The following is a 20,219-nucleotide window of genomic DNA, read 5'->3' as shown; positions in this document are numbered from 1 at the left end:
CCCCTATAAATTCATCAATTAGGGTGATTCACAGATGGCAAATAATCAATCTAACAGTCCATTGACAGTGTCTTCCACTCCCCCGCCTCCGAGAAAAACATTTCTTCAGAAGCAGCGGGCGTTTTGGGCAAGTAAGCAAAATAGAAAGCGAGCTATTGCAGGGTATTCCTTTATCGCTCCTGCCTATTTATTGTTTGTTGTCTTTTTGTTCATTCCTGTTATCTGGGCATTTTATTTAAGTTTTACAAGCTATACCATTTTCACACCAGGGGAATTTATCGGTGTAGATAATTACACGAGATTAGTGAATGATGGGGCGTTTCGAAATGCCCTTTGGAATACGACCTATTATGCTTTAATGGTTATTCCGTTAAATATCTCCATTTCTTTATGTCTCGCTGTATTAGTGAATCGAAAAATAAAAGGGATGAATTTTTTTCGGGCATCGTATTACGTGCCTGTTGTCACCTCCATTATCGCAGCTTCTATGATTTGGATGTGGCTATACGACTCGAATAACGGGTTAATCAACTATGCCTTAATTCAGTTAGGTTTTAATCCGCAAAGTTGGCTGAATGATCCTAACTTAGCCCTTCCAGCGTTAGCTTTAATGCGTGTATGGAAAGGTGTAGGTTGGAACATGGTTATTTTCTTGGCAGGGTTGCAGTCAATACCGAAGACGCTATACGAAGCTGCATCGATCGAAGGGGCAGGAAGATGGAAAAGCTTTTGGAAAATAACTTGGCCGCTTCTTGCACCGACTACATTTTTTGTATTCGTTATGGCAACGATCAGTACGTTCCAAACGTTTGGAGAAATCTATGCCATGACATCCGGGGGACCAGTAGGTTCCACCACCACCCTAGTTTATTTAATATTTGTTTACGGGTTTGAAAGATATGAAATGGGTTATGCATCTGCCATTGCCTTTGTTCTGTTTTTCATTATCTTCGCCTTAACATTAATTAATATGTTCTTTACACAGAAGAAGGTTAACTATGATCTGTAAGGAGGCTAGAGCATGAATAAGAAAAAAAAGAATCTAAAACAGTTTTCCAGAACAACCGGCCTCTATCTGCTGATGGCTGCGATTGCCGTCATCATGCTGTGGCCCTTCATATGGATGATGGTGACCTCCTTTAAACCAAATACGGAAATGTTTTCGTATCCACCAACGATCATACCAAATGAGCTCACCTTTGATCATTATGTTCAGGCTTGGAGAGCCGCCCCGTGGGAAAGGTTTTTCCTAAATACGACGTTTGTTGCTGTTGTCATCACTTTTAGTTCTTTACTGTTGAGTGCTTTAACAGGGTATGCCTTTGCAAGGCTCGAGTTTCCGGGAAGGAATTTTCTATTCATTTTATTATTGGCATCCATGATGATTCCGTTTGAAGTAATGTTAATCCCGTTATATTTGATTATCGTCAATTTTCCATTTGCTGGAGGAAATGACCTTTGGGGTGGAGGAACGGGATTATTAAACACGTATAGTGCTCTTATCGTTCCAAGGTTGTTATTTCCATTTGGGGTATTCCTCATGCGCCAATTTTTCTTAACCTTACCAAAGAGTTTAGAGGATGCTGCGAGAATTGATGGTTGTTCCGAGTTCGGCATTTTCTGGCGTGTCATGTTCCCGTTGATCAAGCCAGCTTCAGCTACACTAGTGGTATTTGTTTTCTCCATGATTTGGGATGATTTCTTTTGGCCACTCATTGTTATTAACGATCAGAGTATGATGCCGGTTCAGCTCGGTTTACAAAGTTTCCAAACTTCCCAGTATACAACTGATTGGGGACCTTTAATGGCTGCTACGGTTTGGGTCACTATCCCAATCATCATCGTCTTCATTTTTGCTCAGAAATATTTTATGAATATTAATGTACAATCGGATAAATAAAGGAAGGCAGGATCAGGATCTTATGAAAAAAATAGCTATCTTACCACTGGATAATCGTCCTTGCTGTTATGACTTTACCGAAAGCTTTGGAAAGTTTGGGGCAGTAGAGGTATTACAGCCTGAAAAAGAAATTTTAGGAGAATTCACCTATTTTGGCGACGTGAAGAGAATCAATCAATGGCTAAAAGCCGTTGCCGGAAAGGTGGATGGACTGATTTTAGCCGTTGATCAACTGGCTTATGGCGGTCTCATTCCGTCACGGATGATGGAGAGGGATTTTGACAAATGTGAAAAGATTGTTCAAGTGATCCGAGAGATTCGTAAGGAACATCCTGACCTCCTTATTTATGGTGTTAACGTGTTAATGCGAATTTCAGTCACAACGAAAAATAAGCAATTCCTCTCCTATTGGAAGTCCATTTTTCGTTACTCTCAACTATACGACCGCCTCCACAGATTAAAGGAAGTAGAAGTGGAGAAAGAGCTAAAGGAGATGGAGGCAGAGGTCCCATCGGAGGTTTTACAGGAGTATTTGCAGGCAAGGGAACGTAATCATCAGATCAATCAATTAATGATTGATTGGGTGGCAGATGGAACTCTCGATTTCCTGGCGATCACCCAGGAGGATGCGAGTGCCATTGGAATGCACCTTTTAGAACAGCGAATATTAGTGAAAAAAATCTTTGAATTAAACGTTCAAAGGAGAGTTCTTGTCTATCCTGGAGCGGATGAAGCAACACAGACACTTCTTGCGAGAATGGTACAATTTTTGGAAAATAAGAAACTTAAGATCTATCCGAAATACGGGTCCACATCTGGTAAGTTGGAAGTGGCAAAATTTGAAGATCGCCCTGTGGAAGAAAGTGTGATCAGTCATATCACCGCTGCAGGGGCACTGGTAGCTGATAATGTAAGGGATGCGGATCTTGTTCTATATGTGAATACTCCAATCGGGGGTACATTAGATGGAAATGATCCTTCTCAAGAAAAAGCACATTTCAATTCTCGTCACCCCTTACTTTATTTCATTGAATCCATAGATCATGATTTAAGGGAAGGGCGAGCTGTTAGTATCGCAGATATTAGTTTTCCGAACGCATCAGATATGGAATTAGTGTCCTTTTTACTAACGGAAAAATTATATTATCCCCTTACCGCTTATGCAGGATGGAATACAGCAGGGAACACGTTAGGAACGTGTATTTCTCATTCCATTATTCATCTTTTTGCACAAAGGAACCAGCGAGAAACCCAATCGACCGATGTCACTAATTTACATCAACGACATCTTGCTTTTATGACCGAGCGGTTATTGGATGAATGGGCATATCAGGCGCAAGTGAGGGGAAAAGTGAACCTGGAAATTACTGAAAAGTTCAATATAAATGGGGCGAATCTGGAAAATTATTATGAAACGGTCAATCAGACTGTTAAAGAAGAAATGCAGCCTTACTTTACTCAGTTGGTGGAACATTTGAGAGAATATGAAGTATCCGGTTCGTCAGTCACCGATAAAAGGGAAGGCGTTCAGAAAGAAAGAGGGACGTGGAAGTTTGAAATCTGTGAATTGCCGTGGAATCGGACGTTTGAACTTCGGGTGAAAGTTAGTCAGGAAAGGTGAATGTGGTTTAAAAAGGAGGAGGAAATGTTGAAGCTTAGTCAAGGAAGCAGTAGCCAGGTCGTGAAGAATCAGGAAAAACGTTTTGTTGTTACAAGACTGGAAAAAAAGCTGGAGCTTGCCCTTGAATCCTATGATCGGGAAGTTGTTATCCCTTTATTGAAAAGCTACATTCAACAAACCCCAATCCATTTTTCAACGGAAATAGATTCGAGGGAAAAATACTATTATCTAATCAGTCTATGTATCTCCTTTATTCAAAAAAAAGGATGGTATATACACGATGTATTAGGGGAAGGGGAGTTACCTCAACAACATGAGAGCAAAATCTCTCATGAAAATTTGTTGGAGATATTTTCTGAAAAACTCGAGAGAATTGTACAATACGGAAAAAAAGATTCAAAACCACAAAATCAGCTTATTCAACGGGTAATTAATATCGTGTCTGAGAAAGTTTATGAAGACATTACTTTGAAGGAAGCAGCCGATCTCGTCTTTGTGAATTCTTCCTATTTAAGCCGGTTATTTAAGCGGGAGGTTGGGCAGTCCTTTTCCCACTATGTGATGGAGCAAAAAATGCTCCATGCGAAAGCATTGTTGAACGAAGGGTACCGAATTTCAGATGTGGCTCAAAAACTGGCGTACAACGATGTCAGTTATTTCACTAAAGTTTTCCGAAAGTATTGGGGAATGACACCACGGGACATGTTGGCATTTATACGCTCGGAAGAACAATTGGATGTTGCTTGTCGATAGTGGGTTTGCTGAATTAACGAACAGAAGCTTAGGAGGAGAATATGGACGTTAAAACGGTTACCCTTTGGATTGATTTTATGGCGAACCAAAAAGTGCTCCAGTCAGAAAAGGAACAGAAATTGATTATTGAGAAGGCGGTAAGTTGTGGTGTAACAGACATTGTTGTGGATGCAAAAATCCCTTATGGTTACACCACTTTTCCGTCCCGTTTTAGTGGTCATGTTTCGGATTTTCCAGATGGGCGGTATGAACAATGGGCAGGAAGAGATTTCGTCAAAGAATTGATGATGAAAGGGTTAAAAGAAGGTGTCCGATTGTGGATCAAGCTCGATGTCTTTACAGAAGGTCACATTGATTTTCCACTAACACAACAGTTGGCGGAAAACGAGGATTGGCATGTCTCTTATTTAGGCGACCGACTGTCAGGCAGTTCCCAAAAGGAGGAAAAAGGGTCGGAAAAGACCATCTTTGTAAATCCTGCTCACCCAAAAGTTCAGAACTACGAATTGAATATTATAGAAGAAGTCGTTTCCATGTATACTCCCTTTGGGATTATTCTTGACCGAGCGAGATACCCAAACCGTTTCAGTGACTTCAGTGAATATTCTTTAGCCCAGTTTTCTGCATGTCTTACATGTCATGACCAATCTGTTTCGAAATCGGGAGGTCCGATTGGATCATTTAATAGTTCCATTGATTCCATTACTAGTTTCGAAATGGGGGAAAATAATTCACCCTTTGGTCTTAGTCATAAGAAGATGATTGAGCAAGTGAGGGGGGATCAAATCCTTCGATATGATCGTCAAATTAATAGTTGGATAGAGGGTCCGTTGTACCATAAATGGTTGATGTATCGGGCAAAAGTTATTCAAAATTTTTTCAAGAAGGTAAGACGCAGTATTCAACATATTTCCCCTTCCACCCAACTTGCCCTCTATACTGGATCCTGGTATGAAACTGCCCATGAGGAAGGACTGAACTGGGCATCACCTACTCATTCCTGGCAACCAGTTCCTAGTGTTTGTAAACAGGAAGAATATCTTACAACCAGTCTAATAGAATTTGTTGACCGGATTTATGCAGGGTGCTATTATCCTAAAATCTATCAAAGTGAGCGGTTAACCCAAGAGTTAAGTGAAAACACAGTGGAAGGGTCAGTCAGAAGAGCCAAAGAATTGACAAATCATGTCACTGAACTCCATGGAGGGTTATATCTTCTCCACTATAGGAAAGATAGAAGTAAGCTTAAGGATGCGTTTGAAGTCGTTGGAAAAAATGCAGACGGACTGATGCTATTTGACTTGGTTTACTTTGATGAGGATTTATGGGATGTTGTCCGGAGTTATAAGCACAGAGTGAATGAAAACTAATACTATGAATCATATCCTAGTGAAAAAAGGCATCAGATCCCCTATCTGATACCTTTTTTTTAAAGGAAAATTTAAAGTTTTGGACCTTCGGGCATTGTCTAGCTCCAACGCCTACTCGCATGGGAACTGAAAAAGTGGTGCTTTTCCACTTTTACAGTCCCTAAGCCACTTCGGAAATGACAACCGAAGTCAAAGAGCGGACTTCTAGTTGTCATTCCTCCACTGCCCTACACTCGTGAGCCTAGGCGTTTTCGCTTTTCTTACAACTTCTTAAGATGTCATGATTCATCAATCATTTTTTGTGCATGGACATACTTACGAAATGGACGAAAACCAAATTGGCCATAGAAATCCAATAAGATCGTCCAATCAATCACCATTTTTTTGACCCCTTCTTTCCGAAGAATCCCCAGGGCTTTCCCCATGAACAGAGCTCCAAGTCCTTTCCCGCGATACTCCTTGGAAATCCCAACGGGACCTAAACCACCAATATTGGGATTTCCCCCTTTCTCCCAGTAGACACTTGGAATCCAGAAGCTATCCCCAATAGAATGGACATGGGTAAATCCAATAAGCTTAGTGTGATGAAACAGGCCGATCATGGAAGTTATATTCTTCTCGTAAAGGAGACTCCACTTCGTATCTACCAACCACCTCAAACTGAAATTCTCTTCTATAAGGCAAAACAAGTTCCTTTGATCAGTTGGATGAAGACGTCGGACATCATATTCAGCAAATGCCGTCGCATCATCATGCACTATCAGCTTATCTGGTCCATTGACCAAATCACCAGCTAGATCGTAGGCTTCACCACTAACATCAAACCCGTGCCCTTTGAAAAAAGTCTTTGCATTATCTAGGTCATTTGGGATTCCAGGGAAAAAATGGTGGGGGTCCGTCCCCACATGACATTCCTGAAATTTCTGCACATCCTTATCATCCCCTGCTAATGCCTTTCTCACCATTTCCCCCCCATAGCCATTCCTTTGGAAATCTGGGTGGACAACAATACAAGAAATCCAAAAGCGATTCGGTTGATCTTTCCCATGAAGGACACCGTAACGATCCGATTTCCCAATTAGAAATCCCTGTACCTTTTCGTCATCATCAAGCAATAAACAAGACCTTCCCAAATTTAAATAAGGGGAGTGGAAGACATTCCTTTCCAATAGATCCACTGACAAGGAAAATTCCACCGGCATGCTAGTATTCCATACCTCTACCAGTTCTGAAATCCAATAACGTGCATTCCTCTCCTTAAATGAAAATAAACTAAGCATTCCCGTCCGATTCCTTTCCCAAAATCGTAACAGGAGATTTTCCAGTTGGTATGACTTCCCCACGAAGAATCCGCTCCAACGCCTTTAACACGTGTTCGGTGTTGCTGTAGCAAGCGATGAATGTGCTATCTGAGGGAATAGCTTCTAATAATTGTGGATTCCATAACGATGCAACGATTAATCCCGATGTTTTTTTTCCGAGACGATCCATTAACACGCGCCATTTCCGTTTTAACTGACGCCGTTCATTCAGCAGGATAATGACGGGTTGCCTGGATTGAATGGCATCAACCATCTCCCGACTCTCTTGGTCAGTGGGCTCACTTCCTTGCACAGCGAATGACTGATACACTTCTTTTGGAAAAATGGAGGGGGCTGCATTCTTCCGATCTCCCATATAGTTTTCATCATTGAACGTTGTCTGATATATGACAAAAGGCTTCATGTCCCTTGATGAAGTAACAGGAAGGAGGTTTTTTGGATCCTGCACCACCGTTATACCCTTGGAGGCGATGACCTCCATGGTCTGTTTTAGTCGAGAATCACTGTCATATAGTTTTACATTACCCTTGTCTTGTGATAATTCTCGTATCCATTTCTTCTTATAGGCTTTATTTCTCCCATAAGCCGTATCGATGACCTGTTCTTGGAGTTCACCTTGTTCGACAGCATGAATAGCAGCATCAATCATTCCCCACTGGCGCTCGTAATCACCACCACAGGCCAATATAATATCTGCCCCGGCATGAAGTGCCATAACCGTCCCCTTTTCCCGCCCGAAATACGTGGAGATCGCCTCCATTTCCATGGAGTCTGTAATGACCAAACCTTCAAACCCTGCGCGATCCCTTAAAATATTTTGTAATATGAGTGGACTGAGGGTTGCAGGCTTTTCTGGATCAATTTGTGGGTAAAGAATATGTGCCGTCATCACTGCTTCCAAACCATGGTTCATAGATTCATGAAAAGGGTAAAGTTCAAAAGCCTCTAACTCTCCCAGAGACTTATCAACCGTTGGGAGGCTTAAATGGGAGTCCATTTCCGTATCCCCGTGACCAGGATAATGTTTACCACACGCAAGGATGCCGGCGTCGTGTAGCCCTTTGATGGATTGTATTCCGAATTCAGTGACAAGTTCTTTGTTTTCCCCGAAGGAACGGGCACCGATAACAGGATTGAGAGGGTTGTTGTTGATGTCGAGCACAGGGGCGAAGTTCATGTTAAAGCCAATGTTAAGTAATTGTTCACCCATATGAAAATGTGCAGTATAGGCGTTAGTAGGATTGCCAGTGGCGCCAAGCAACATATTACCAGGAGAAACCACCATATTTTTCCACAAGTAAGCAATCCCTCCCCCTTCCTGATCAATGGAAATCCAGAGTGGTGGACGGCCAACCTCTTTGGCATAGGCTTGAATATCTTGGATAAAAGAGGTGACCTTCTGAAAATCACGCAAGTTCTGCTGAAACAGAATTAAACCTCCGATATTATAATCTCGAATGGATGTTTTTAATTTCTCATCCAGCTCTTCATTTGGAACGGAAAGAATAAACAGTTGACCGGTCTTTTCTTTCAAGGTTACTGGTTTAGTCATAGACGAATAGCCTCCTGTATGCAAAATAGCTGTTTCTATCATTAAACCTTCCTTTGATATCAAAAACAACCGTCATGGAAAAAGAATAATAATAATGCTAAGAAAAGTCATTAGAGTACTGTAGTAACAGGGTCGTTGGAGCCGTGTGAAAAAAGATTGTAAGTAACATTAGATGGACATGGGGACTAGGCGAACAAAGAAAACTTGAACCCCCAAAAAGGAAAGGGGGTTCAAGCAGAGTGAGAAATTCTAATATTTTAAGACTAGTTTGATGTGGGTGACATCGATCAAACTGTCATCATAAGTACCAGTCAATGGCTCCGGGTCAACCCATGATACTCCACCATCATAGGAAAGCTTAAAGTGTGTGGATTGCCCTTTTACAGGATTCTCAGGAACGCGGTCCCTGTTCGCCTGTTTTGGTAATAGGTCGTGAGTAGTAACATATTTCGGTTTTATATAGTTACTGAAAAGTGGTGCCACCGCTTCGAAATGAGGGTCATAAGCTAACCCTTCCTCATCATAGTAAGTAGGGTCATACAGCCTATCAGGAGTGGAACCTAAATGTCCCACGAGCATATACTGCGGACGATCGATATAGTTTAAATCAAGGAAATAGCGTGAATAGACCGCATGATTGGCAGGAACGATCTGGAATCCTCCCATCAGTTCCATGTCCCACGTAAATCCAGCGTAAGGAGATACTGATAAATCTAAAACTCCCCCGTGATTTGCGCGAACATATCCAGTGTGAGCATACTCAGAACCACCGAAACGCCCAGTTCCTTCCACACGCTGAAGTACCGTTGCAATTGGTTTGGAAAACCCATTTTCGTAATGTAACGTAATGTCACCGCCCACTTCATTTTCAAAGATGATAGATTTCGGACTTCCGTTTTCCGTAGAAGGTTTATAGACTTCGATTTTTATATTTTCTGGGGCCTCATTATCGTCATGTTCATGATAGAAGTAATCGATAGACACCCATTCCCCGTCATCATTAAGGTATTTTACCGGCGAACCTACATACGCTGATGATATACCGCCAAAGAGTTTTGTTCCTCCTGGTATATCGGTGGAGATACGACCAGGGTGGGGGCCAACACCTGCTTTATTGTATTCGCGGTCCGGTAGTAAGGAGATAAGCTGTGGTTTCCATACTTCATATCTACCTTCTTGAGCCTGTTCCGGATCATAGTAGTCATCCGGTGCTACTCGCAGATGCATAGCATTGACAGCCGTTGCCGTTACATTCCCAGCATAGCCATCAATAGAGCGGGAGAATTGTGCAGCCCAAAACCCATCGGAAGCAGTGTACGTACTATCGGCAGGGACAATGACGTTCCCTAATTTCTCGGTACTCCCATCTGGATCTTCTCGATAAATAGAACCGTCTGAATAGTTTTCAATGTAGATACTGTACTGCAGTGTATAATCAGCGTTGTTTTCTTCATAGACTTCTTCAGGAATGTCTGACTTAATGAAGTTGGATCCTGCATAAACGGATGTTGCAAGGAACAGAAAAACACCAAGGACCATTAGAGATTTTCTTAGCATATTAGATTTCCTCCCATGAATTTATTTTTCATAGAGGATTATACTAACTATTTTTTGAAGAATGGTGTCGATTGGGTGATAGGTCATGAAAGTACAAGGGAAATAAAGCGAATGACCTAAGTGCTTGTTTAACCGATACGGTTTATTGGTTGACGGGACTATGAGACTAGGATGGTAGATGTGTCAAATTGGGATATTAAGTTTATAGAATGAAACAAAAAAATCCTCCAACAAACATTGGAGGATCAGTTTCATTAATGCTCATCTTCAAATAATTCATCATCCGGAATAAAATCATCCGATTCAAAGTCATCTCTATTAGGAGATTCTTCAAATTCATCGTTCACTTCTGTTTCATAGTAAAATATAGAATCATTTTCTTCGGCAACTTCACACTCGATACATTTACTAAGGCTCCGTGCATCCAACACATTAAATCTCTTTCCGCATTCCATACAGATTTCAAATCTAGGCATCGGCGAAACCCCTTTCTCCATATAATAGTTTCATAGTACCACTGGATCAACAACTTGTCAGTAACAAGTTGCGTGTATAAAGGGTGATTTTTCGACAAGTGACAGGCACCTTAGTCTTTCTTTTTAGGAAGTCTGCCTGCCTTTTTCGCCGCATCCCGAAGAATGTATTCGATGTGACTGTTCACGCTACGGAAATCATCTGCTGCCCATTTTTGCAATACTTCATAAAGCTCTGGATCCATACGTAGTGGAAAACTTTTTTTCTTAGCCATTTAAAACACTCATTTAATACAATGTCCCTGTATTGATGACAGGCTGCGTCGCTTTTTCAGAGACGATGGCAACGAGGAGATTATTAACCATTTGAACTTTCCTTTCCTCATCTAATTCAATCGTATTATTCTCTTCTAATTGCTGCAGCGCCATTTGTGCCATTCCAACGGCACCTTCCACAATTTTTTTACGGGCAGAGATGATCGCAGAAGCTTGTTGGCGCTGAAGCATTGCCTGAGCGATTTCAGTGGAGTAAGCTAAGTGAGTTAGGCGTGCTTCAATTACTTTTACACCAGCTACATCAAGCCGGTCCTGTAATTCGGTGGTCAGTTCACTCGAGACCTCTTCTGCATTTCCCCTCAATGTCAACTCCACGTTTTCAAATGTATCATAGGGATACTTCGTCGCCACATGACGAATTGCCGTTTCGCTTTGGATTTCCACAAATGCTTCATAATTGTCCACATCGAAAACAGCTTTGGCTGAATCCACTACTTTAAAAACAATGACGGCTGCAATTTCAATGGGGTTTCCGTCAACATCGTTTACTTTTAGTCGTTTACTGTTAAAGTTCCTTACCCTCAAAGAGACGCTTCTCCTGTAAGAAAGGGGTACGGTTAAGAATAAACCACTGTCTCGTATGGATCCTAAATACCTTCCAAAGAAAGTAACTACAATGGCTTGATTTGGCTGAACAACGGTGATCCCACTTGCTAATGCCACAGCAACGAGCAACAGTGGGACAGCAATTGGCAGTGATTGCTGAACAAGCATAAATACGCCACCACCGGCAAAAAGAGCGATTAACAAAACACCAATAAATCCGTTTACCTGAAAAGCTTTCGTTTCTTTCAAATAAATCCCCTCCTGATCATTAATATTATTTATATATCATTATGATATCACTTTTGTATAATTTTGTTAATTAATATCCCTTGAAGAAATTCAATTAGTTCCAATAAATTAGTCATTTTTTCTAGAAAGAGGCACTGCCTACGCTCGTGTTCAAAGAGCAATTCTTCATGAATAAGCTACGATTTGTGTCGACGAATATTCTTCTGTGAAATACTGGTAGAAGAAGATACATAGGCGCTTGCGCTTTTCTTATTGTCTAGCTCCACCGCCCTACGCTCGTGACCATAGGCGCTTGCGCTTTTCTTGTTTCTAACTGGTATAATAGTATTAGTTCGTTCTATTTAGTTAACTTAAATAATTGAATAATAGTATCATAGAGGAGGAAAGTAATCAGAGAGAATTTTTGTCCTACATGTGGTTTGAAGCGGGGGGAAAAGGCTGATTTTTGTATAAATTGTGGATATAAATTTACCACAGTCAAGCTGGATGTGAACCAAAGCGTTATCCAACCGCATTTGGACTCCACTCACACGTCAATAGACCGAGGCCAGACAACCGTGGAACCCCCACAAAATATTGAAACTGCACAATCTAACCAGACTGGAAATGAAGAATATGTAGCTAAAATATCCAGCGCTGTTGTGCCAGTGATAGATAAGGGAATTGGCAAGATTGTGAAAGTAAGTAATAATAAGAAAATTGGGATTCTAAATTTATTAATAAATCTTTTATTTACATGGATCATTATTTTTTCCTATGCGGTCTTAGAAAGATACATCGATTATGGAGGGCCGGAAAATCAAGTTAAGTTTTGGCTATTTATGGGTGTTTCTGGTTTTGCAGTTGTCTTCTTTCTCCATTTTAAGAAGTTTAGTCATACCATTTGGATTCCTGTTGTTGTTAGTGCCTTTCATATTTGGCCAACTATCAAACTCTATAACAGTTTTAAGAATTGGATAAGTTATCAAAGTTCGATGATGCAATCTGCTTTTTCTGGGGATTCTACGTTATTAATTCTATTTATTGCTTTATATATCGCTATTCCAGTTATCATTGTTTTTCATCTGCTGAACAAGTCTCAGCCAACTAGCCATCATAATAACAGGGAGTTCAGACATCACCCGATGGTTAGATAAACGTTGTAAGGACTAGACACTAGAAAAGTATAATGTATTCAACAAATAACCCCCAAAATCTTATTATAGATTTGGGGGATTTACGTTTTATCTTTAAAAAAACTTTAAATACTATTCTCTTTTTTCGTTCAATGTTGATTTTCACTTCAGGCTTATCCCTTGTCTCCTGCGATTATTCGTCGTATAAACCCTTTGCTCCTGCGATTACTCGTCGCATAAAACCACCTGCTCCTGCGATTACTCGTCGCATAAAACCACCTGCTCCTGCGGTTACTCGTCGCATAAAGACATTGCTCCTGCGGTTACTCGTCGCATAAAAACATTGCTCCTGCGGTTACTCGTCGCATAAAGACATTGCTCCTGCGATTACTCGTCGCATAAAAACATTGCTCCTGCGATTACTCGTCGCAGAAAACCACTTGCTCCACTAATTAACCACGTATCTTATGAACTGGGAGCCAGCTTAAAACCCATAATCAAATACATCTGGATCTGGGCCAACGCGTTCATCTTTATTTAATGCATCTAACTGTTGCATATCCTCGGCGCTCAGCTCGAAATCAAAGATATCAGCATTTTCAATCATACGGTGTTCCTTCACCGATTTCGGGATAGTAACCACTTTATTTTGCAGATCCCACCGTAAAATAACCTGTGCAGGAGTTTTTCCATATTTTTCGCCGATCGCTTTGATGGTTGGTTCATCCACTAACTGACCTTGCTTAAGGGGAGACCATGCTTCCAGCTGAATACTTTCTTTTTCACAAAATGAAAGCAGTTCCTTTTGCCCAAGGTGAGGATGGTATTCCACTTGGTTCACCATCGGTTTGACTTCCGCATCTTTCATTAACTCTTGCAAGTGATGGACTTGGAAGTTACTCACACCAATAGCTCGGACACGGCCATCTTTGTAAAGTTTCTCCAACGCTTTCCAAGTGTCTTTGAATTTGTCTTTACCGGGCCAGTGTATTAAATATAAATCTAAATACTCCAAGCCGAGTTTTTCCATGGTGGTATCAAAAGCCTTTAGGGCATTCTCATAGCCCTGGTCAGAGTTCCAGACTTTCGAAGTGACAAATAACTCTTCACGGGGAACGCCAGATTCACGGATTCCACGGCCTACACCTTCCTCGTTCCCGTAGATGGCCGCTGTATCAATACTTCTGTATCCGTTTTTTATTGCTGTCTTTACGGTTTCTACCGCACTTTCGCCTTCCTCCACCTTAAATACTCCAAGACCGAACCATGGCATTTTCACACCATTATGTAATGTGGTAGTATCCTGTAAACTTGTTGGCATATTTATTTCTCCTTTTTCTTTTTTTGAAAAAATTAGTTGATGCTATAACCAGCTGATAACGCTGATGGTGTCAAAGGTTTTCCCCCTAAAGCAAGAGAGGCTTCATTTGCCCAGAATGGATTACGTAGCATACCCCGGCCAACAGCTGCCATGTCAGCTTTCCCCTCCCGGATCGCGTCGTCACTCAACTTTGGATCTTCCATTCGTCCAACGGCAATGACCGGAACGTCTAACTCTTTTTTTACAGCAGAAGCTAAATCCAGCTGGTAGCCAGGACCGTTATAGGTAGGTCCAGAACTGCTTTCTCCACCAGAGGAGATATCGAAAATATCGACACCTGCATCCCGGTAGCGCTTTGCAAGCTTCAGAGAATACTCAAGGTCATACCCGCCTTCAGCATATTCAACGGCTGAAATTCTCATTAGTAGCGGCATGGATTTTGGAAGTACACGTTTAGCAGCCTCAATAATCTCCACACCAAAACGGGCTTTATCTTCTCCATAAATATCACTTCGCTGATTTGTTAGAGGGGAATGGAACTGGTGAATCAAATACCCGTGGGCACCATGGACTTCCACCGTATCTGCACCAGCTTTTATAGCCCTTTCAAATGCCGATTCAAACTTTTTAACCATTTGTTGTACTTCTTCTGTTGTTAATTCCCGCGGCGCTTTATATTTTTCAGAAAAAGCAAGTGATGTGGAGGATACAGGTTGTGGTGCATCTTCCGCTTTCCGGCCTGCATGTGCTACTTGTATACCCACTTTTGTTCCGTAACTTTGGCATGATTCAATGATCCGTTTAAAAGCTGGAATTTGTTCATCAGACCATAGTCCAAGATCATAATCAGAAATTCGGCCATCCGGTTCCACATCTGTCATTTCCATGATGATTAAACCTGTCCCCCCAACGGCACGGCTTGTATAGTGGGTAAAATGCCAATCATTTGGTTTACCGTCTTTAGCGGTAACAGAATATTGACACATGGGAGGCATCACTACCCGATTTTTCAAATGTAATCCCTTATATTCAAATGAATCTAATAATCCTGGCATTACAGTGATCTTCCTTTCTGTGTGTATTTCCTATGTAGGAGGGTTATATTGCATTTGTACACCTAACCTTGTGAACAGTCAAACATTTCGCCTTACTAAGTTTAGTATGGTCCATATGTTGAAAAATAAATATGGAGTTGCAGGCGGCTATCTCTTCAGATACTATTTTAATGTGATGATCAAAGACGGATTAGAACGGGAAATCCCTTAATTGAATGAATAAGCATGTTATACCTAGGTATCCATTAAGCGAAAGACAAAAAGACTAGAAAATAAAATTAGTATCGGAAGTGAGGTTATAGTCCATGACGAGTAGACTATATTATAAGGACCCCTACATAAAGAACTTTATCACGACCGTTTTAAAACAGGATCAGGAACTGGAAACTAACCGGAGATATGTTGTACTAAAAGATACCGCATTTTATCCAACCGGTGGAGGTCAACCTTCTGACCGAGGTACTATCCAGAATAGGCTTGTTACTGGAGTGGAAAATGTGAATGACGAAATTCGTCATTATATTGAATCACCCCTTGAAATGGAGGAAAACAAGGAGGTTACTTGTCAGGTTGATTGGACACGTCGTTTTGACCATATGCAGCAACACACTGGACAACATATTCTTTCTGCTGCATTTGTTGAATTATGGGATGTGGATACTGTTGGTTTCCATTTAGGGGAAGAGATCTCAACCATTGACTTGAAAGTGGATGCCTTATTGGAAGAAGACCTATTAAAGGGGGAAGAGTTGGCTAACAAGATCATTTTGGAGAACCGTCCCATAGAGACCACTTGGGTAAGTGCCGATGAATTGTCAAATTACCCATTAAGGAAAAAACCAAAAGTCTCAGATAACATCCGTCTCGTGATAATACCCCAGTTTGATTATAATGGTTGCGGCGGAACGCATCCTAACTCCACAGGGGAAGTGAGTACAATAAAGGTCCTTAGTTGGGAACGGATGAGGGGAAATATTCGAATTCAATTTGTATGTGGAGACAGGGTTCGAAAAGTATTGGGACGTAAACATCAGGTATTGCAACGTTTGACGGATCTTCTCAATACGCCTGAAGAGGAATTACATATTTCGGTGGAACGGCTGTTGGGGAAAGAGAAGGAATTGATTAAGAATATAGAAGAAAAAGTAGAGTCTTTATTGGAGTATGAAGCAAGGGAACTTTTAATGAATAAAACAAACTACAATGTTAATCCAAAAGAAGCGACTTCTATTACGTCACTGGAAACGAATACGAAATTAATAGAATTGCCGTTTCAAGTCATCAACCATACTTTTCACAATCGACCAATCAAAGAACTGCAGAAAATGGCTAAAATAATGCTGCAACGTGGAGACCGAATGGTGATACTCTTGGTAAACGAGACAGAAGATAAGCAGATTCAATTCTTTTGTACACGTGATAAAAAAACAGAGTTGAATTTAAAGAAGTTGGCACCAAAACTCCTATCCCTTATTAATGGAAAAGGTGGGGGAAAGGAAACACAAATTCAAGGTGGAGGAAATGGGGACATTTCAGGAGAAGAGTTCATGAAAAAGGCGTTAGAGCAAATAACTGAGATTCTAGGAAACCAGTAATTTTCTTTCCCAGCATGGAATGGGATCCATAGGTGATTGCAGCCACCTTTCCTATCATTGCGTTATTTTCATCACTTTTCGTTTATTTCGTCTTCCATAATGGCACGATGGTCTTTCATTTTCACGTAAACATACATAACTACGCCAACGATTAAACTGGTAAGAATAGAAAGGGGCCAAGAAGGATAAATAAGATATAGGGTAAATCCCGTAGCGATGGGGACTAGGGTGCGAATCAAAAACTTCATTTGACAAGAGCTCCTCCTACGACGTTCAAGATTTTAAAATAGTATTATGGACATTGTACCATTTTTTTGTTTTATGATCTTTTGGTTTTGGGGAAAAATCATGTCATTTCCTGGGGAATAATATTCATCATCATACACTATCTAAAAATGGGATATGCAACTGAAATCAAACAAAGAAGTTAAGTTGGAAAAATTAGTCCTTAGTTATAGCTTAAATGGCAAATGAATGTAAATCAAATGAGGTTACCTTCCTTAGTAACTCAGTTAATTACTAAGGAGATAACCTCTATAAGTCCAAGTCTCATTATTTTTTTCTGTTTTTATATTCTTCCAGTTCTTCCTGTGCTTTATCTAACTTTTGGAAAAATTCTTCTTTCTCTGCCGCTTTCCTTTCTTTCTCTTGAACCATTTGATCTTTTCTCCGTTTTAGTTCCATCGTACAGGCAGCTTTTTTTTCGGGGCTAGCACTTGTCTCCCCTTTTGCAATTGCAATGAGGGACTGATTATCCATAGATTCGGCTTCCAATGAATAGCGGTTTATCCGAGACTGTTGCTCTCGCCCTCTTTCTATTATTTGATCTCTACCTTTCGCTACGGCTTTAAAAACCCCTCCCCAAAAACCCATCGACCCACTCCTTTAAATAACTAATTATGAAAAATTCCTACTTGTAAATTTATCTATTTCCCAATCTATTAAACTCCTAAGCTCCAACTTTTAGACTAAACTATTTTCGGTTCACTTCTGCTTGGCAGGAAGAACAAATTCCATTATGACCATCGGATTTGGTTCGATTTCTATGGAAATCAGACAGACTTTTCTCTTGACCGCATTTTTGACATCGTTTCATCACTGTAGATTTTCTAGACATATTATTCTCTCCCCGTTTCTTTTGGTATTTATGGATGAAAAACAATATAATGTTACCCACTGCCAAAAACATTGTTTTTCAAAATAAGGCCATTAGCCCTCCTTCCATGGTAACATATGCCACAGGTCGTTTCACCAAAAAGAACGACTCTAAAGCGGTACAGAATAGGAGAAGTAGGAGAGAGTTCAGTAATGGATTGATTAAACACAAATGCGATTATCTTGATTATCTGAAAAGAAATACCACCACCTTTACCGCTGATAGTTTCTAAAACTTTGTAACTGCATCTAACACACCACTATTATCCATCATTATTTTTAGAGGATAGGGAAGAAGTTTGTAGAATAATAGTTTAAAATGGAACTAAATGTTAGGAAATGATTCATACCAATTCCCAAATGCAGCACTAATTTTTTCAAGACGAAATGATTTAGGAGGTTCCACCTGTGACTAGATTCAGAAGTGACCAATTGCTAGGCAAAATAATGCCCCGAAAACGAAACGCATTTCCCGCTTACAGTCCAGTGTCGAAATCAATGGGAAAACACCCATATAAGAAGGGAAGATGGGGCGTCCTACGAAATTACTTCATCGTTTTAGCCCTAATCGGAATCATTGGTTACGCCCTGATATCTCCCACAGCAACGACATATCAACCGGAAGCCAGCCTCCTTTGCACTCCAGGTGGAGATACGATTGAATATCATGGCACGTTAAGTAAAGACGTGGAGAAAACGTACGAAGTGCTCCCGTTTGAAGTTGCCCCCGAAACCACCCGAATCGAAGTGACGTATGATTATGGTAATGAAGGATTTATTCCAGGTACACCGTTTACGAATACCACTGTTGATTTAGGATTATGGGATCAAAACGGATACGACACATCAGAGGGATTTCGGGGATGGTCAGGTTCACGGATGCGTACTGTTTTTGTACAACAGGACGAAGCAGAACGGGGATATCTTCCTGGCGTCATTGAGCCTGGAACATGGCATGTGGAACTGGGATATGCTGCCGTTGCCCCAACTGGCGGCTGGTGGGAACTGTCCATCACCTGCTCTAATCCTGAAGTGGGGGAGCCGTTCCAAGCAGAAGCCGTTGATCCGACACATATAGCCAATTCTGAACCAGGCTGGTATCACGGGGACTTCCATATGCATAGCTATCACAGCCATCCCGATGCTCTAGAGTATGAAGGTTTTGTGGAATTTGCCAGAGAACAGGGCCTTGATATTTTGTTCATGACAGACTACGTGTCCTCCTCCCATTGGGGAGAACTGGGGCCAGTACAACAGGCAAACCCGGATCTTCTCATTTGGCCAGGGCGAGAAATCATCACCTATTACGGACATGCCAACGCCCTCGGAGAAACGTGGGACTATATCGAATACCGTCATGGATTTAACAATGTTACCCTTGGAGACATTCAGCGAGAAACTAAGGCAAGGGATGTCCTGTTTCAAGTAAATCATCCAACCACCTTCGCAGGAAGTGTATTTAACAATTTTTGCCGTGGATGCGGCTTTACCCTAGAAGATGATATTGATTGGGCACAAGTGGATACGATCGAAGTAGTAACCGGACCAGCGATCTTTCATCCATCAGACCACCTGAGCCTTGGAAACCCATTTGTGACCAGTGCCATCGAGATGTGGGAAGAACTATTAAACCAAGGCTATCGGATCACCGCCGTTGGTGGCTCCGACGATAAACTGTCCGGTCGCGGAAGCAGCCCTTATGGAGGATACGCTCCCCACGGCGAACCTGCTGTTGCAGTATATGCCACCGAACTCTCTAGAGCCGCCGTGACCCGTGGTATTAAAGACGGCAAAGCATATATCCGGACATTAGGCGTTCACGAAAGCCCCACCGTTGAACTAGAAGTGACAGGAGACCGGATCGAGACCGGCACGGGGAAAACGGAAGTTGCTGCAATGGGAACATTCGGTGACACGTTTCTTTCTAATCAAGTAGAAGCGACTGTGAAGATAGCTAACGGTTCCGGACAAACATTGCACCTCATCCAGAATGGAGTCAGTGTCCAAGAAGTGGAAATCACCTCAGACCAATTCCACTTTACCTGGTTGGCAGACCGTGGTGAGGCGAAGGAAGGCCCCCTTGGAACATGGTGGCGCTTTGATATTGAAAACAATGACGGAAGAACAATCATCGCAAACCCATTCTACCTAGTGGGAGAATAGGTAAGGTGCCTGTCACTTGTCGAATTCGACAAGTGACAGGCACCTCCCGAACCAAATATTTTATTTTTGTAATGATTGTAAAATTATTCAAGTTACTAATTCTTCCTTTTCTAATATGGTATAATGACGTTAGTTT

At 41.3% G+C, this 20,219-nt stretch carries 19 protein-coding genes; 8 read left to right on the top strand and 11 right to left on the bottom strand.

Going from position 1 to position 20,219, the window contains the following annotated elements; all coding sequences use genetic code 11:
- The first annotated feature begins 34 nt into the window (after positions 1-34).
- From KS419_RS13265 to KS419_RS13245, 5 genes are read left to right on the top strand one after another with little or no spacing between them, the layout of a single operon-like run.
- Positions 35-1,009 (top strand): carbohydrate ABC transporter permease, encoded by a 975-nt coding sequence (locus KS419_RS13265; protein WP_217066889.1) that lies wholly within the window; start codon positions 35-37, stop codon positions 1,007-1,009.
- 12 nt (positions 1,010-1,021) lie between these two features.
- A complete protein-coding gene (locus KS419_RS13260; protein ID WP_217066888.1) occupies positions 1,022-1,900 on the top strand; it encodes a carbohydrate ABC transporter permease in 879 nt (292 codons plus the stop codon).
- Between the two features lie 22 nt (positions 1,901-1,922).
- The gene (locus KS419_RS13255; RefSeq protein WP_217066887.1) at positions 1,923-3,521 is read left to right on the top strand and encodes a DUF4127 family protein; all 1,599 of its coding nucleotides are present in this window, start codon (positions 1,923-1,925) and stop codon (positions 3,519-3,521) included.
- Between the two features lie 27 nt (positions 3,522-3,548).
- Positions 3,549-4,274 (top strand): helix-turn-helix transcriptional regulator, encoded by a 726-nt coding sequence (locus KS419_RS13250; RefSeq protein ID WP_217066886.1) that lies wholly within the window; start codon positions 3,549-3,551, stop codon positions 4,272-4,274.
- Between the two features lie 41 nt (positions 4,275-4,315).
- The gene (locus KS419_RS13245) at positions 4,316-5,644 is read left to right on the top strand and encodes an alpha amylase family protein (RefSeq protein ID WP_217066885.1); all 1,329 of its coding nucleotides are present in this window, start codon (positions 4,316-4,318) and stop codon (positions 5,642-5,644) included.
- A gap of 278 nt (positions 5,645-5,922) precedes the next feature.
- On the opposite strand, the gene KS419_RS13240 is transcribed toward KS419_RS13245, so the two are convergent.
- From KS419_RS13240 to KS419_RS13215, 6 genes are all read right to left on the bottom strand, one after another.
- Positions 5,923-6,924, bottom strand: coding sequence for a GNAT family N-acetyltransferase (locus KS419_RS13240; RefSeq protein WP_217066884.1), 1,002 nt, complete (start codon positions 6,922-6,924; stop codon positions 5,923-5,925).
- Complete coding sequence (nagZ, locus tag KS419_RS13235; protein ID WP_217066883.1) at positions 6,917-8,518, bottom strand: beta-N-acetylhexosaminidase; 1,602 nt, start codon at positions 8,516-8,518, stop codon at positions 6,917-6,919. Before nagZ ends, KS419_RS13240 begins: the two co-directional genes overlap by 8 nt.
- A 249-nt stretch (positions 8,519-8,767) precedes the next feature.
- Complete coding sequence (locus KS419_RS13230; RefSeq protein ID WP_217066882.1) at positions 8,768-10,075, bottom strand: hypothetical protein; 1,308 nt, start codon at positions 10,073-10,075, stop codon at positions 8,768-8,770.
- A 254-nt stretch (positions 10,076-10,329) separates the two neighbouring features.
- Positions 10,330-10,551 (bottom strand): hypothetical protein, encoded by a 222-nt coding sequence (locus KS419_RS13225; protein WP_217066881.1) that lies wholly within the window; start codon positions 10,549-10,551, stop codon positions 10,330-10,332.
- A gap of 110 nt (positions 10,552-10,661) precedes the next feature.
- Positions 10,662-10,823 carry a type II toxin-antitoxin system antitoxin gene (locus KS419_RS13220; protein WP_217066880.1) on the bottom strand — a complete coding sequence of 54 codons (162 nt, stop codon included), beginning with the start codon at positions 10,821-10,823 and terminating at the stop codon, positions 10,662-10,664.
- A gap of 13 nt (positions 10,824-10,836) precedes the next feature.
- Positions 10,837-11,679, bottom strand: a complete 843-nt coding sequence (locus KS419_RS13215; RefSeq protein ID WP_217066879.1) for an SPFH domain-containing protein — start codon at positions 11,677-11,679, stop codon at positions 10,837-10,839.
- A 557-nt stretch (positions 11,680-12,236) separates the two neighbouring features.
- Between KS419_RS13215 and KS419_RS13210 the strand changes: the two genes are divergently transcribed.
- Positions 12,237-12,815 carry a hypothetical protein gene (locus KS419_RS13210; RefSeq protein ID WP_217066878.1) on the top strand — a complete coding sequence of 193 codons (579 nt, stop codon included), beginning with the start codon at positions 12,237-12,239 and terminating at the stop codon, positions 12,813-12,815.
- Between the two features lie 463 nt (positions 12,816-13,278).
- Here the strand turns inward: KS419_RS13210 and KS419_RS13205 are convergent, their stop codons facing one another.
- A complete protein-coding gene (locus KS419_RS13205; RefSeq protein WP_217066877.1) occupies positions 13,279-14,115 on the bottom strand; it encodes an aldo/keto reductase in 837 nt (278 codons plus the stop codon).
- A 32-nt stretch (positions 14,116-14,147) separates the two neighbouring features.
- Entirely contained in the window at positions 14,148-15,170 is a 1,023-nt protein-coding gene (locus KS419_RS13200) for an NADH:flavin oxidoreductase/NADH oxidase (protein ID WP_217066876.1), read from the bottom strand.
- 305 nt (positions 15,171-15,475) lie between these two features.
- Here KS419_RS13200 and KS419_RS13195 point away from each other — a divergent pair, with 305 nt between their 5' ends.
- Positions 15,476-16,765: an alanyl-tRNA editing protein gene (locus KS419_RS13195; RefSeq protein ID WP_217066875.1), complete on the top strand. Its 1,290-nt coding sequence runs from the start codon at positions 15,476-15,478 to the stop codon at positions 16,763-16,765.
- Positions 16,766-16,836: 71 nt separating this feature from the next.
- On the opposite strand, the gene KS419_RS13190 is transcribed toward KS419_RS13195, so the two are convergent.
- From KS419_RS13190 to KS419_RS13180, 3 genes are all read right to left on the bottom strand, one after another.
- Positions 16,837-17,013, bottom strand: a complete 177-nt coding sequence (locus KS419_RS13190) for a hypothetical protein (protein ID WP_217066874.1) — start codon at positions 17,011-17,013, stop codon at positions 16,837-16,839.
- Positions 17,014-17,317: 304 nt separating this feature from the next.
- Positions 17,318-17,638 carry a hypothetical protein gene (locus tag KS419_RS13185; protein WP_217066873.1) on the bottom strand — a complete coding sequence of 107 codons (321 nt, stop codon included), beginning with the start codon at positions 17,636-17,638 and terminating at the stop codon, positions 17,318-17,320.
- A 100-nt stretch (positions 17,639-17,738) separates the two neighbouring features.
- Positions 17,739-17,882, bottom strand: a complete 144-nt coding sequence (locus KS419_RS13180) for a hypothetical protein (protein WP_217066872.1) — start codon at positions 17,880-17,882, stop codon at positions 17,739-17,741.
- A 446-nt stretch (positions 17,883-18,328) separates the two neighbouring features.
- On the opposite strand from KS419_RS13180, the gene KS419_RS24950 reads away from it, so the two are divergent.
- Positions 18,329-20,083, top strand: a complete 1,755-nt coding sequence (locus KS419_RS24950) for a CehA/McbA family metallohydrolase (protein ID WP_217066871.1) — start codon at positions 18,329-18,331, stop codon at positions 20,081-20,083.
- Positions 20,084-20,219 lie beyond the last annotated feature (136 nt).

The organism is Evansella tamaricis (genome assembly GCF_019042215.1).
GTDB classification, from domain to species: Bacteria; Bacillota; Bacilli; order Bacillales; family Salisediminibacteriaceae; genus Evansella; species Evansella tamaricis.
Note: the sequence above shows the minus strand (reverse complement) of the source record. Positions and strands in the feature narration are given on the sequence as shown.

What these genes read in the sequence shown, in the direction of transcription:
- KS419_RS13265 (WP_217066889.1), top strand. Translation starts at nt 35, where the DNA reads ATGGCAAATAATCAATCTAACAGTCCATTGACAGTGTCTTCCACTCCC.
- KS419_RS13260 (WP_217066888.1), top strand. Translation starts at nt 1,022, where the DNA reads ATGAATAAGAAAAAAAAGAATCTAAAACAGTTTTCCAGAACAACCGGC.
- KS419_RS13255 (WP_217066887.1), top strand. Translation starts at nt 1,923, where the DNA reads ATGAAAAAAATAGCTATCTTACCACTGGATAATCGTCCTTGCTGTTAT.
- KS419_RS13245 (WP_217066885.1), top strand. Translation starts at nt 4,316, where the DNA reads ATGGACGTTAAAACGGTTACCCTTTGGATTGATTTTATGGCGAACCAA.
- KS419_RS13240 (WP_217066884.1), bottom strand. Translation starts at nt 6,924, where the DNA reads ATGCTTAGTTTATTTTCATTTAAGGAGAGGAATGCACGTTATTGGATT.
- nagZ (WP_217066883.1), bottom strand. Translation starts at nt 8,518, where the DNA reads ATGACTAAACCAGTAACCTTGAAAGAAAAGACCGGTCAACTGTTTATT.
- KS419_RS13230 (WP_217066882.1), bottom strand. Translation starts at nt 10,075, where the DNA reads ATGCTAAGAAAATCTCTAATGGTCCTTGGTGTTTTTCTGTTCCTTGCA.
- KS419_RS13225 (WP_217066881.1), bottom strand. Translation starts at nt 10,551, where the DNA reads ATGCCTAGATTTGAAATCTGTATGGAATGCGGAAAGAGATTTAATGTG.
- KS419_RS13220 (WP_217066880.1), bottom strand. Translation starts at nt 10,823, where the DNA reads ATGGCTAAGAAAAAAAGTTTTCCACTACGTATGGATCCAGAGCTTTAT.
- KS419_RS13205 (WP_217066877.1), bottom strand. Translation starts at nt 14,115, where the DNA reads ATGCCAACAAGTTTACAGGATACTACCACATTACATAATGGTGTGAAA.
- KS419_RS13200 (WP_217066876.1), bottom strand. Translation starts at nt 15,170, where the DNA reads ATGCCAGGATTATTAGATTCATTTGAATATAAGGGATTACATTTGAAA.
- KS419_RS13195 (WP_217066875.1), top strand. Translation starts at nt 15,476, where the DNA reads ATGACGAGTAGACTATATTATAAGGACCCCTACATAAAGAACTTTATC.
- KS419_RS13190 (WP_217066874.1), bottom strand. Translation starts at nt 17,013, where the DNA reads ATGAAGTTTTTGATTCGCACCCTAGTCCCCATCGCTACGGGATTTACC.
- KS419_RS13185 (WP_217066873.1), bottom strand. Translation starts at nt 17,638, where the DNA reads ATGGGTTTTTGGGGAGGGGTTTTTAAAGCCGTAGCGAAAGGTAGAGAT.
- KS419_RS13180 (WP_217066872.1), bottom strand. Translation starts at nt 17,882, where the DNA reads ATGTCTAGAAAATCTACAGTGATGAAACGATGTCAAAAATGCGGTCAA.